Annotated in this window: 4 protein-coding genes; 2 read left to right on the top strand and 2 right to left on the bottom strand. The window is 57.5% G+C overall.

Annotation, left to right across the window (positions count from 1 at the left end; all coding sequences use genetic code 11):
- Positions 1-5: 5 nt before the first annotated feature.
- Both RX972_RS10855 and RX972_RS10860 read right to left on the bottom strand, forming a co-directional pair.
- The gene (locus RX972_RS10855; RefSeq protein WP_316874962.1) at positions 6-8,396 is read right to left on the bottom strand and encodes a DUF637 domain-containing protein; all 8,391 of its coding nucleotides are present in this window, start codon (positions 8,394-8,396) and stop codon (positions 6-8) included.
- Positions 8,397-8,420: 24 nt separating this feature from the next.
- Positions 8,421-10,079, bottom strand: a complete 1,659-nt coding sequence (locus RX972_RS10860) for a ShlB/FhaC/HecB family hemolysin secretion/activation protein (protein WP_316874992.1) — start codon at positions 10,077-10,079, stop codon at positions 8,421-8,423.
- A 924-nt stretch (positions 10,080-11,003) separates the two neighbouring features.
- On the opposite strand from RX972_RS10860, the gene wecB reads away from it, so the two are divergent.
- Positions 11,004-12,236 (top strand): non-hydrolyzing UDP-N-acetylglucosamine 2-epimerase, encoded by a 1,233-nt coding sequence (wecB, locus tag RX972_RS10865; RefSeq protein WP_027900480.1) that lies wholly within the window; start codon positions 11,004-11,006, stop codon positions 12,234-12,236.
- Between the two features lie 34 nt (positions 12,237-12,270).
- Positions 12,271-14,481: a cellulose biosynthesis cyclic di-GMP-binding regulatory protein BcsB gene (locus RX972_RS10870; RefSeq protein ID WP_122394662.1), complete on the top strand. Its 2,211-nt coding sequence runs from the start codon at positions 12,271-12,273 to the stop codon at positions 14,479-14,481.
- The last annotated feature ends 1 nt before the right edge of the window (position 14,482 follow it).

The following is a 14,482-nucleotide window of genomic DNA, read 5'->3' on the forward strand; positions in this document are numbered from 1 at the left end:
ACTGCTCACTTCTTATCTAGAATTTCAATATTCTTGATCGCCGGAAGATGCTCGCCGCCCTGCTTATTAAGCAAGAACTGCTGAGACTTACCTGCATCAGGGCCAATCATTTTAAACCAGCCATCTTTTCCGCCTTGCAGCAAGCTGTTAGCTGGAACATCAAACTCAACATAGACAGAGCCTTTGGGTGCAGCCCCTTTAAAGTCAGCGATGCCATTAGTCGAAATAAAGGTTTGTCCTCCACCGCCTTGCACCACTTTATTTGTATTTTGCATCTGCGCCAGCTCATCAGGAAACATCCACCTTCCTACACGAGTCATGCTGACATCGTCGATTGCCTTGGTTTCGCCAAGTTTCAGCGGAGAGCTGACTGTTGCTTTTGGACCAGCACCGCTCCCACCTTGAACAACTCCACTCCCAGAAGCGCTATTCCCACCTGAGGCTTTCCCCCAGCCCTCCGTCAGCATAGCGTTGCCAAGCGATACAAGCATTTCTGCTTTTTCAGCAACCGTCAATACTCGCCCTACAGCCCGGTCCATCCAGCCCGTTTCTTTATTCCACGAGTCCAGGTAAGCCTGCTGAGCAGGGGTCAGCGTATTCTGCTGAATATTCAATGCCAGTATTATTTGGTCATCTGTTACATATTTTGCCCCCCAAGGATCATAACCTTGCGCTGGCATGGCGATCTTGCTCGGGTCCCCCGTCAGCAGACCGACCATATCGTACGAAACACGCTCCCGATACCAAGCCACCAACTCTTGAGCGACGGGATCATCCATCGCTATCGTATTGGCTCGAATATTTTCCCTACATTCAGCAGTAGGACAAGCCGCAAGCAAGGCTGAACGGTCGGCCGAGACTTTCTCAAACCTTGCCATCAGGCTCCGCTGCTCATCTGCACTACAGCGGTTAGCCTTGCACGCTTTCAACTCATCAAGCAGCCTCTCGGCCGTCGGGTGATCAAGACTGTTGAACTTCGTTGCCTGTGAAGCAACCCACGACGCAACAGCCTGATCCTTATCAGACCCTCCCGCAGCCGCAGCGACCGTTAGCCCAATCAGTTGAGAGGTCATCGCCAGCAGTTGGTCGCGAGAGTTTTCGGCAAATATCTTGTCGCCTACCGAAGCAACAAATGCCTCGTTTGCCCCTGCGGCCAAGGCTCCGGTCCGGAAATCCCCTCCCGCCAACTCTGCAATCAACCCTCCAACCAGAGCGTGCGCACCTACTTTCGCTGTAAGTCCAGAGAACTCCAGCTGGGACCCAAGTTTGTTGTAGATACCTGCCGTCAATACATCGGCTGCAGAGCTGATTGCGACTTGAGCCAGGTTATCCTTGAGACTCCCGCCATTGATTGCGGTATTTGCAACTGCGTTAAAGCCTCCCTGAGCAGCGGTATAGCCTGCAAATTTGGTAAAACCATCCATGGTTCCAAGTTCGAAACCGTGGGTAGCCTTAGATAAATCCGCAGTTTTAACGCCAAATGACTTGTCGAGTACCCCGGCTGCAAAACCAGCCGCGAGCCCGCTGATCACGTAGCCTTTCATCGCATCCGCAGATGTAACATCTTTAAATGCGGCCCCCAAATCACCTTTGTTATTCACTACGCTGACGGCGGCTTGTGCAACTGCGGCGGAAAAACTTGCAATAGCTGCAGCGCTTGCAGCAGTTGCAGCGCCTGCATAACCTGCTGCCACCGCAGCTTGACTGGCAGCCCCCCCAATCGTTGCAGCAGTGCCAGTTCCCGCAGTGACGATGGTAACGATGATAATGATCGCCAACATCGCGCCCTGGCCCAGGCTCGAGTGGCTGTACTTATAGGCGTCGTGTGTCTCTTTGATCAGTTGCCAATCCACATCCCCGCGCTGCTCGGCTTCCTTCAACCACGCCAACTGAGGATCAGCCTTGACCATGGCATCAATGGTTTGGCTTACCGTTTGTTTATTGACTTCCTTGATGTCAATTTTCAAGCCATCAACGGCCCTGATTGCCAGCTCTCCCTTGGCAATCATCTGGGTCTGGCGCAATGTCTCGTCGGTATTGCCTTTGCCCGACATAGAGGTCCAGGCCAAACTGTTGCTGCTCTTCTCGTGACTCTCCTGATGCAGATCCTTCACGCCCTCAAACGTAATCGCCCCACCACTCTCAATCGTCAGGTCTTTACCACTATCGAGCTTGGCAACCTGATAACGCTGATCCCCACCGCTTTCCAGTGTCAGATCACCGACCGTAGTGATCTGGCTGCCGACGTGAGTAACTTTGGTCACTTCATCGCGCTGGGTCTTTTTACTTCCCCAGCCGCCTTTTTTCTTCATGTCGTACAGCGTGTAGTCGGTGTTCTGAGCCGCAAGCAGGTTCAGGTTTTTGCCTGCATAGACGTAGGCTTCATCACCCGCTTTCAGATTACTGGCTACCAGATTGACGTCGCCGTCGGCGTAGATGTCGAGGTCACGTCCAGCCGTGAACTCACTGGCCACCTGCCGACTCTGGTTGTCGACCTCATGTACCTTTTTATTGCCCTTCTTAAAACGACTCTCAAGATTGTGCTCATCCGCCGCAGACATCAGATTGACGTCGTTACCGGCTTCAACTGTCAGGTCCCGGCCCGCACTCGCTTTGCTTGCTACTGCATTGATGTCGTTTCCGGCCTTGAGGCTCAGGTCGCCCTTTGCAGTCACGCTCGATCCCATCTGGGTGATGGTCTCTTCGGTGCGCATACCGCGGCGCAGTACGTTTTTTTCTACGTTGCGGTCTTCTACCGACAGCAGGTTGATATCGTTTCCGGCGGTCAGGGCTGCGTTGCCACCGCTACTGATCTGGCCTTTGTTGGTCAGGTCCTTGCCGGCATTGATGGTCAGCTCTGAACCGGCGGTGATGCTGCTGCCTGCATCAAGTTGGGTCCTGGTGTCGTTGCCGATCGTGAACTGCACGGCGGTGCGGTCGTTGATGATGTCGCCGGTGAGTGTGGTGAGGTTGACTTTGTCGCCACGTATTTCACCGGCCAGTGCGTTGCGAATGCTGTTGGTGGCGAGCATCGTCAGGTTGTTATTCGCCTGAACCAGACCGCCCTGGTAAATGCTGCCGCCGCTGAGGGCGGTGAGGTCTTCGCTGGCGCGCAGGGTGCCAACGTTTTTCAGGTCGCCGCCGGTGATCATTTCGACGTTGCGACCTTGAATCAGGCTGCCACCACGCAGGTTGCGCGAGTCGACTTTGGCCAGATAGAGCACTGGCGTGAGCACGGTTTCGCCTTCGACGACGCGCTCTTCCATCCAGACGAGGTCGTGGGTCAAGGCAGCGACCTGCTCCGAAGTCAGGCCGACGCCGAGGCTCAGGCCGAGCTCGTCTTTGCTGGCGACGGCGTTGTCCATCAGGTATTGAAATTGTTCGTAGTCGCTGCTGATGCCGTCGGCCAGAAAGCGTTGGCCGGTCTGTGCGCGCACCGCATCGGCGATCAGGCGGGATTCGTAACGGCCGTCGCCCAGACGTCGATCTGCTTCTGCAGGGTCGTAACCGAGATTACTGAGCAGATAATCCGAACTCATGAACTTCGCGGTATCGACCAGCGAAGGGTTGGTTTCAATGAGGTATTGGGCTGCGGGGTTGCGGTTCTGAGTGAACAGGCCAAAACTGCCTTGGGGCAGTCGGAAGCTGGACAATGAAGTCGGGTCGACACTGACGAAGGGCGCACCGCTGAAATCCACGGGCACGAAGCTGAATTTCACGCTCCCGTCTGCCGCGGTGGTCTGGATCCGCTGGACGTCTTTCACAGCACCTGGGCTGCCCACCGGCGCACCGAGAATGACTTGCCTGCCGCCCGCGCCAACGGTGCTACTGTCCAGCGTCGCGCCGGTCAGTTGGGCATTGCCCTGATCAGTCAGACTGCCATTGACCAGTTCATTGCTGATGTTCAGTTTAAGGGTAGCGCCAGCCTGTACGGTGCCGGTGTAGGTGGTGCCATTACCGGGCAAAATAGTGCTCGTGGTATCGCGGATACCGTACCGGGTCACTGCGGTCGGAATAGGCGCCTGATCTTCCATTGCTAGCCCGACATTCTTCCTGTTCCAGGCGTTGGTGGCAGATTCAGCAACCCGGTAAGCGCTCTGGCTAACACTTCTGAGGTAGTAGTTGACGTTCTCTACGCGGTTATCAAGGGTGAAACCCCGGTTGTAGAAATTGGTCGCCGTGATGGTGGCGTTACTGTTGGCAGCCAGCAGGCTCTGGCCGTTGGTCACGGTCACCGCGTCAAGCAGCAGGTCGCGATTTGCCAGCAGGCGCGAAGCTGGCGAGTCCTTCAGAACCGCCCCTTGGTAGGTAGTGCGAACGATGTATGAGCCCGAGTGGACGTCGCCGCTGCAATCGTCACAATCCATGAGCATTTCGCGGCTTATGGCTTCCTGCGTGGACTCGAACTCGGCCTTGGAATTGTCCAGCTCTCTGGTCTTGATATCGATATCGCCAGCGCTTTCGATGCTGGCGGACAAGTTGCTCAGCAGGCTGGCACGATTGCCGTCCACCGCAGCAAAACTGAAATTGCCTGCGCTGTAGATGTCGGCGTATTTGTTGAACAGGCTGTCACCGCGCAAGGCCATATCGCCACCGGCGAAGATCAGGCTGTCCTGCTGGTTATCGATGTCTTTGACCGCGGTGAGCTTCAGCAGCCGCTGAGCGCCAAGTGTGCCGCGATTGACGATGCGGTCGGCGGTGGCTGTGAGATGGGTGCCGGAAGTCAGGCGCCCGAGGTTGTCGAGGGTGCCGTTGATGGTCAGCCCGGCTTCACCGGCGCTGGCGATGCGGCCACCATTCTGGATCAGGTTGGCGGCTTTGATGCTGAGCGCCTTTTGCGTCGAAATAAGCCCCTGATTGACCAGGTCTCCGGACAATTTCAGGGTCAGGTTGCCATCGCCAAGCAGTTCACCGGAGTTGGTCAGGTTAGCCGCTTCAAGGCTCAGGCTACTCGCGCTGGCAATACGATCACCCGCCTGCAGGCTGATGCTTTGCAAGCCTTTGATATCCAGCGCACCGTTCATATGCCAAAGGCCGACGCCGTTGACGTTAGTGACGTTCCAGTCACCAGCGCCCAGTCCGATCATCTGGCCTTGATTACTTAACAGGTTCGCCGAACGTAAACTGAACAGGCCTGTAGCGGCGTGTTCGATTTTTCCGCCAATGTTGAACAGCGTGCTGGCTTGCAGGCTGAACGCCTGACTGCCAATGGCGATACGGCCATTACGGTTATCCAGATCGCCTTTTAGTGCGACACGGCTCAAATCACCAAGATGCGCTAAAAGCCGGCCGCCAGCGCTGTTGTCCAGCGTCTGTCCGTCGAGGAGCAGTTTCTGGCTGGCTTCGATCAAGCCGCCCCGATTCGTGACGCGATCGACGGTCAACTGTAGATTGCCGTTCAGGCTGGTGAGGCTACCCGCGCTGTTATCGACGTCGCCAGCGGTCAGCCCAACACTGCTGGCACTGATGTTACCCGCCTGGTTATCCAGACGGCCCTGCCCCAGAACCAGTTCGGCATGGCTGCCACCGGCAAGGATGGTGCCTTGCTGGTTGCTGATACGCTTGGTTGTGAGCATCAGACCATCACTGCCGCCGACCAGCTGGCCCGCGTTGCGGTTATCGATAGAGGTTTTTGCGTCCACATCCAGACGCGTACCGAGAATCTGACCGCCGCGGTTATCAAGCGCACCCAGCAATGTGGTAACCGCAACCTTCTCACCGACCACCACACCCAACTGATTGTCGAGGCTGCCGACAGTTAGCGTGATATCGCCAACAGTGGATTGCAGGCGACCTTGCTGGTTGTTGACGGCTTGATCGATTGTGATTTTCAAGTCGCCAGTGTCGGCAATGATGCTGCCTTTCTTGCTGTTGTCGAGGCTGGTGCCGGTGATCGTCACGGTCTTGCCGAGCACTGTGCCGCTCTGGTTGACCACCTCCCCAGCAACCACGACCAGATCGGTTTCGGCCTGAAGCGTGCCTTGCGTGCTGTCGAGCCGCCCGCCAGTGGTGACCTGAAGTGCGCCGGTGCGGGCACCTATCAGGCCTGCCCGGTTATCCAGACTGCTACCCGTGACAACTACCGTGTCACCGATCAGTTTGCCTCGTTGGTTGACCAGATCTGCGCCGCCAACCACCAGGTCCGTAGCGGCCTGCAGGATGCCGTCGGTGTTGTCGAGTCCATTGTCGGTCGTGACTTTGACAGTCCCGGAGCTGGAAGCGATAAGGCCGCTGTTGTTTTCCAGGCTGGAGCCGATTACATCGACTGTTTTGCCGAGCAGCTTGCCACCGTGGTTGACCAACTCTGCCCCGCGAACAATCAGGTCGGTGAAGGCCTGGAGGGTGCCGTTGGTACTGTCAACCCTGGCATCCGTCGTGACGCTGACCGCACCGCTGCTTGAGGCGATCACACCGGCGTTATTGTCCAGACTGGTTCCGGTTACGGTAACTGTCTGGCCGAGCAGCTTGCCGCTTTGATTGACCAGACCACCACCTTTGACGACCAGATCGGTAGCGGCGTTAAGTGTGCCTTGCGTGTTGTCGAGGTCGCCACTGACGGTGACACTGGCGACAGCATTACTGGAGCCGATCAGACCTTTTCGGTTGTCGAGACTGGTGCCGGTGACGGTAGTGGTTTCACCGAGCATATTCCCGTTCTGGTTGATTAGCTCCGCGCCGCTGACCACCAGACCGGAGGAAGCCTGGAGCGTCCCTTGGGTATTATCGAGTTTTTCGACGGTGACAACCTGTGCGATACCATTGCTGGCGACGACAGTACCCTGACGGTTATCGAGGCTGCTGCCAGTGACGCTGACTGTTTTGCCAAGCAGCGTGCCGCTCTGATTGATCAGCGCTGCGCCATTGACGACCAGATTGGTTTTCGCTTGAATCTTGCCGAGGGTATTGTCCAGTCGGCCCCGGGTTGTCACGGTGGCCGCGCCGGTACTGGCGACTATGACGCCATTGTTATTGTCGAGACTGAGCCCCGTCAGGGCGATGGTGCTGCCTAGCATCATCCCGGTCTGATTGAGCATTGCCGCAGCGTTGACGATAAGCGCTGTTTCGGCTTTCAAGGAACCGTGGGAGTTATCGACCCGACCGCCAGCGGTTACATTCACAGAGCCACTGCTGGCCCCGATGACGCCCTGACGATTATCAAGGTCCTGCGTAACGCTGACCACGAGGTCACTCGGCGCGACGATCTGCCCGGCGTTACGCAAATTTTTCGCATCGATCCGCACGGTGCCGGACAGTTTGCGGGTGTCATCGGGATTGACCCCGGCTTCGATTGCGCCAAGGTTGGTCAACTGACCGTTTGAGGCCAGCACCACGTTGCCAGCAGCTGCGATACTTTTTTGGTTGAACAGATCGTCCTGTGTTGTGACGCTCAGGTCAGAGCCCGCATACAGCGCATCGTTGGCCTGCACACTCTGCGCCTTGACCGTCAGCGCGCCGCTTGCCGCCGCGGAGTTCATGGTCAGCTTGCCGTTGGCATCGATACTGACATCACCGGCACTGGCCGCCAGCTCACCATCAAGTTTGACGCCTACGCCCTGCTCGGTACCTACCAGCTTGATCGAACCCGCGTACATACCGCCCAGCGCGCTGCTGTCGATGGCCAGTTCCGGTTTGGCGCTGCCATCATCAGCCAGGGCTGTCGCACCAAGTGTCTGTGCATCGACGTTATTGCGCCCGGTAACGACGGTCAGTTTCTTTGCATAGAGTGCGGCGTTCAGCTTGGCCGACCGTGTGATCAGATCGAACTGTTCAATATCACCGGCGTTAAGCCCTGCACCTTCGATGGAGATGTCGCCACCCTCCACCTTGAAGTGGTCGAGACGCCCCTGATCCAGTATCGGTTTGCCGGTGGTCAGGGTCGCCCGCGGGGTATTGATGAAGCCGCAGCCATTGCAGGTGACGCCATAAGGGTTAGCGATGATGACTCGTGCAGCCTGCCCGGCGACTTCCGTGTAGCCCTTGAGTTGGGTGCGGTTAGTACCGGTCACCTCATTGAGAATAGTGGTCGCGGCCGCCCCTTTCAGGTTGCTGTTGCCGAGGATGATCCCTCCCAGTTGAGTGCTCTGGGTCCGGTTGGTGGCATTGTTGAGAATGACGCCCTGACGGTCGACGTTGTACTGGTCGAACGTGTTGTGCGAGAGGCCGCTGCTGTTCGGTGCCGCGATGTTGATCACCGGCACACCGTTGCCCGCCGTGGTCAAACTGGTCCCACCGCCACTCACAGCGATTCCCTCTGCCTGGACCATCAGCGGCTGCCAGAACATCGCGTTGGCGAGGATCAGCGCAATGCCGCGTTTGGGCATGCCCCAGAAGCGTTCACGCGAATTCAGCGCAGCCGAAGGCTGACGCGCCAGGAAGGCCAGTTGTTTAACGTCCATGTAGAGGGTTCCTTGGCGCGGGGATCAGAGAGTAAGTTCGAGGCGGAAATAGATCGGTGCTTCACGCTCACTCAGAGCAGCAGGCCGCTCCAGTGAATGAGCGAACGTCACGCTGGCGGATACGTGCTTGCCACGGGCGAACAGTTCCAGTGAGTTGCTAGACACCCGACCGTTTTGTCCGCCGCTGCCAGCATCACGACGAATGACGCCCTGGTCGTATCCGACACCCAGACCATATTGCTGTAGCACCGGTTGCAACCATTCGAGAGTGACGGGCCGAGTCCAGCGCAAGTCGTTGCGCCAGTAGCCACCGCTGTCACCGGAAAGAAACTGTTCCTTGTAGCCACGTACGGCTGACTGACCGCTGACGCTAAAGCGCTGGCTGTTATAGAGCATGTCTTCGCTGCGCTGACCGGTGGCGAGGCTGCTGAAAGTGAAGCGCTCTTCACCGATCTGGAAAGGCTGCAAGTAGCTGAGGGTCGCGGTGTATTTACGGTAGCGAGCAGTAGGTTCGTTATTGGCGCGACGACCCTCGCCCATGGCGTCCAGTGCGCCGATGCCCTGCTGCATGCCCAGTTCAAGGTTGGCAAAAGCACTGCCTACTACACGACCGTGGCTGACACCGAATTGAGCCTCGGTAATACGTTGACTGGCATTCGCCAACTCACTGTCTTCGATGAAGTTGCGGGTGCGCAAGTGGCTGAGCCCGGTGCTCAAGGTCGTCTTGCTCTTGGCGTCACGATGGATCACACGCTCGGCGCGCAACTGGTGGGTCTGGCTTTCGCCGGTGTATTTGAAGTCGAAGCCAGCGCCTTGGCCAAGGGTGCGGTATTCGCTGTCGCTGTAGGAGTAACTGAAGTTCCACCAGCCCCATGGCAAGCTGTAACTGAGCATATTGCTTTGATAAGTACGCTTATGGTCGCTGACCGCATCATGCCCACCCCGCAGGTTCAACTGATCAGCCAGCCCCAGCGGGCTGTCCCAATCCAGCCCTACGCCCCACTGTTGTTCGCCGGTGCTTTTCTGGCCGTCGTTGTGCCGCGCCAACGACGCGCGCCATGGCTTTTGCGGGGTGTTTTTGACCAACACAGTGCTGCCGCCCACCGCATTGCCGGGAGCCAACTCCATCTGCGCCTGATTGGACGGCAAGCGGTTGAGTTGGTCGAGCAACTGCTCGATCTCGCGCAGGTTCAGCTCTTGCCCTTCCAGCCCTGGAAAGGCCATCGCCAGTTCCCGCTCCGACAGGCCGCTGCCCGCTTCGCCCTTGAGGCTTTCCAGCTTGCCTTCCACGACCAGCACTTCAAGCGTGCCTTGGGACAAATCCTGCTGCGGCAAGTAAGCGCGGGTGGTTACCAGCCCTTTGGCGAGGTAATGATCCGTGACGGCCTTGAGCACGCCATTGAGCTGAGCAACGGCCAGGCATTGCCCAACAAAAGGCTCAAGCAGCGCGTCACGCTCGCGAGTGGATAACAAGTCAGCACCCTTGAGCCGAATGGTTTTGATCGGGAAGCAGCGCGTATCCATGGGAGCCGCGGGGGCAGATAGTGCCTTCTGGCTGCCAGGTAAGTCCTTGAGTTCTTCAAGGCGGCGGCGCTGCTCTTGAAGCAGGCGATCCTGCCGGTCGCGAATAAGGTCTTGTTCACCCGGTGTCGGGGCGCCATAGACTATGAATGGCAATGCCATAAGCGCCAGAAGCGCAGCAAGTTTTGTAGCGGAAAAATACACGTGACGTCCCTGTGGTAGCGCATTGATATCGCAAAACGGGGCGATAATAGGCAGCCATTACTTTGACGTCAATATTAATGTACCAGCCTGATACACAGCCGATACATAGTTACTACAGGCCTCGGATCCGGCCTAAATCGAAGCTTTCCCGAGCGGACTGAGCTGTCCGACTTTGAAGTCCAGACAGGACGTCTGATCAGCAGGTCGCGGCATTGGTGTATTGAACGCTGCATTTCTCTTTGTCGTGATGTTGCAGCAATCAGCAGTTTCAGCACCATTCGTTTGCTATTAAAGCCGTCCTGTGATTACCCTCATATGAGTGACAACCTCATTATGAGCACGGGCCGACCGGCATTTATCAGAGCCGTTCAAACCATTAGTAAACTTTACTTGTGGTTCTTTCGATATTGTCGGACACTCTGCATTAACGACAATATACAGGCGTCAGCCAAACGACTTGGAATTCATACATGAATTCAGGCCGACACCGCACCACTGAAAAGATTCAATCGCAATTGACGAACGGTTTGTAAAAATAATAAAAACCATTAAAAACAGATAGTTAACAAAAGTAAGACGCCCTTTACCCCCTCGCAACAACACCGCACAAAACCTGTTAAAGACTCGTTACAAATGTAAAAGTTTCGCCCTCTGAAATTATTCTTAAAAACATCATTTATAACTTTGCGCCCACCGCGAATGCTGCTAATAATCGGCCCAGTTCCGGGGAGCAAGGCAATGCGCCATCTCACACGAAGTGAATAATCAGCTTCCTTCCGATTTAACCCCGGCCTAAAAACTATTCGGTAGTTTGCTCAAAATGCCATCAGGCTTTGAGCTGTCTACTTGTGCGGCGCAAGAAAATTGCGCGAGGAGGGCATCATCGCTCGCAGTGAATCAAGGATTAAGGTCCTATCGATCTTCGGCACGCGTCCCGAAGCCATAAAAATGGCTCCGCTGGTTAAAGCACTGGCGGCGGAATCTGGCGTCCACTCCCAGATCTGCGTCACCGGCCAGCATCAAAGCATGCTGAAGCAGGTGATGGATCTGTTCGACCTCACGCCTGATTTCAGTCTCGACGTGATGAGGCCCAATCAGACTCTCAATACGCTGACGTCTGCTCTTTATGGCGCGATTGATCCGATACTGGAAATGCTCCAGCCGGACCGCGTTCTGGTGCATGGCGACACCACCTCGGCCATGGTCGCAGCGATGGCAGCGTTCCACCGTCGTATTCCGGTAGGCCATGTTGAAGCGGGCCTGCGCACCGGTGATATTCGTTCGCCGTGGCCGGAAGAGATGAACCGTCGCTGCATCGACCTGGGTGCCGACCTGTTGTTTGCGCCTACCTTCGAGTCCCGCACCAACTTGTTGAGTGAGCGTCTGCAAGGTCGCTCGTTTGTTACTGGCAACACGGTTATTGATGCCCTGCAAATGACGGCCAGCCGTATTGATCAGGACCACGCGCTGCGTGACAGTCTTGATAGCCAGTTTGCGTTCATCAAGCCAGGCCGCAAGGTGCTGCTGGTCACCGGCCACCGCCGTGAGAACTTTGGCGACGGCTTCCTTGATATCTGCAAGGCGCTGCGCCAGTTGGCCAGCCGTAAAGACATCCAGATCGTGTACCCGGTGCACTTGAACCCTAACGTTCAAGGCCCGGTCAACGAGCATCTGGGCGGTCTGGATAACGTACATCTGATCGAACCGCTGGACTATCTGGCCTTTGTGCGCCTGATGCAGCGTGCCCACGTGATCCTCACCGACTCGGGCGGCGTGCAGGAAGAAGCCCCTTCCCTAGGCAAGCCAGTGCTGGTGATGCGTGATGTCACCGAACGCCCTGAAGCTGTCGCGGCTGGCACCGTTCGACTGGTCGGTACTGCGCCAGAGTCCATCATCAGTGGCGTTGCGGCGCTGTACGACGATGACCTGCTGTGGCGTCGCGCCTCCCAGGCGGCCAACCCGTATGGCGATGGCAAGGCCAGCTCCCGGATTGTTGACGTTCTGCTGGGCAGACCCATGCATGAGTTCGTGGTGGGCAAATCGCCGCGAGACATTGAACTGCCCCTGATGATTCCGAACCCGGAATTCACCCGGCCAGTTTCCACATTTCAATAAACATTCGCCCCTTAACAGCCCGAGATCTGCCTGAATGAAGTCTTCCGTTGCCACCCAATCGGGCGCGCTCAGCGCCCTAGCCTGTGGCGTGAGCCTGCTCGCGCTCATGCCGAATTTCGCCCTGGCCGCGGACAGCCCGCTCACTCAGGCAATCAACCGGCTGAACACTGATACCCAACAGCAGCGCGAGATCCGTCTCAGCGATCTGGGTATCGATGCGCCGATCATCCTCGGCTCCACTGACTCGCGCCGCGAGCTGTATCTTCCGGTTCCGGCCGGTGTACCGCTGACTGACGCAACCCTGCAATTCGACGCCAGCTACCTGAACGGCGAAGGCGGACGCAACACCATGTTGCTGTCGCTGGACGGCTTCCCGGTACGCGCCGAAGGCCTGACCGAGCCGCAAGGCAACGCCAGCGCTACCCTGGGCGTTGACAAGGCCGCCCGCGACAGCGGTTCGGTGCGATTGGGCGTCGCCTGGTCGTCGATCGTTTCTCGCGTACTGTGCGAAGACGAACGCGTGATCGGCAACGTGTTGCGCATCGATCCGGCGACCCGTCTGACCTACAGCTACGACGCCAATGATCTACAGGACATCGGCGCGGCGTGGAATGCCCTCCCCGGCAAGCCAGGCATTATGGTTGCTCCGGGCAGCCTGTCTGCTGAAAGCTACGACGCCGCATGGCGTATCGGTGTGGCTCTGGAGCGCATCGGCAAACACGCGCGCATCCTGCCCTTCCCTGCTTTGCAGGACAGCGTCGACCTGAGCGCTCTGCGTATCCCGGCCGAGCTGCTGAACATCCCGGCCTTCGCCAGCCTTAATGGCAAAGGCACGCAAACCCTGAGCGACCCGGCACAGATCGGTGCCTTGTTGGTACTGGGCCAGACGCCAAACGTACAGGCTGACCTGGCAATCAATGATCCGCAGTTGCTGAAAGCAATCAACGATTCGCTGGATGCCTTGCAAGCGCAGATTCAGGGTCGCGACGCGACTGCGGTAGACGCGTTTAACCAATGGCGTGAGCGTCACATCAACGCTGGCCAGAAAACCGGTAAGGAAAACGTGCGTCTGGCATTGCTGGGCAGTCGCCCGATGCTGATGATTGCACCGGACGCCACTACCAAAGCGCTGACCATGTTCAGCTCGGCCTGGAACAAACTGGCCCGCACCCGCCAGTTGTCCATCAGCGAAGCTCAGGCTCCGCTGGACACCGACGGCCGTGTAGCGCTGTCGCGACTGGGCGGCCAGCCTGGCACTATCGACGTATTGGCCAAGGCTGACTGGAGCGCCTCGTTCCCGTTGGGCGCCGTGGCTTATGACGGGCGTCTGCCGGTCAAAGCGGTGATTGATATCGCTGCCGCACCTGGCGCATCGGACACGGCTCCGGTCGCTTCGGTGTTCCTCAATGATTACCTGATCGGCGCGCAGCAGCTTGATACCACGGGCGAGAAGCAACGCATCGAAGCGCGCATCCCGCGTTACGCACTGGGTTCGACCAACGTCCTGCGCGTTTCCTTCCAGCGTCAGCCGGTCAGCGATCGCTGCCTGGAAACGCCACAGGCGTTCCCGGTTTCGGTACGCCCAACCAGCCACATCGTCCTCGAAAAAACCACGCCAAGTGATGACTTCGCAGGCATGGCTGCACGCTTCGCGGTTGATACTCAGGTATTGGTCCCGCAAACCTGGCTTGATCACCCGGCCAGCAGCTTGCCGCAAGTGATTTCAGTCGCCAGCGCCACCGGTGTTTCGCCACTGCGCGCGCAATTGAAAGTCAGCGCTGACCCGAAAACCGCGGTCAAGCCGGAAAAATCCTTCCTGGCTTTCGCACTGCCAGTCGCCGACAGCAAGCAAGCGCTGCAAGTCGATGACCAGGGCCGCCTGCGCATCAACGACAAAGATAAAGTCTTGCTGGACATCACCCAGCTGAACAACCTTGCCTCGCTGCAAGTGGTTGAGTCCGGCAGTCAGCGTGGTCTGATCTATCAGGCGCTGGGCAGCGATGCTCCGCAGTTCGCCAAACCAATCCTGTTGACCCGCGGCGATACCAGCGTGCTGGGCAACAACGGTGTGTTGACCACACTGGACAGCAAAGACCCGAACGGCAGCCGCATGATTGATGACGACGAGCCTAAAGGTCTGGATGCATGGCGCACGCCTTCCCTGCTGTGGCTGATTCCGGGCGGCATTCTGTTGTTCCTCGTGTTGTTGCTGGCTGGCCGTAGCGCCCGTCGCAATCGTCAATAAC

This window comes from Pseudomonas syringae group sp. J309-1, assembly GCF_032582135.1.
Taxonomy (GTDB): Bacteria; Pseudomonadota; Gammaproteobacteria; order Pseudomonadales; family Pseudomonadaceae; genus Aquipseudomonas; species Aquipseudomonas quasicaspiana.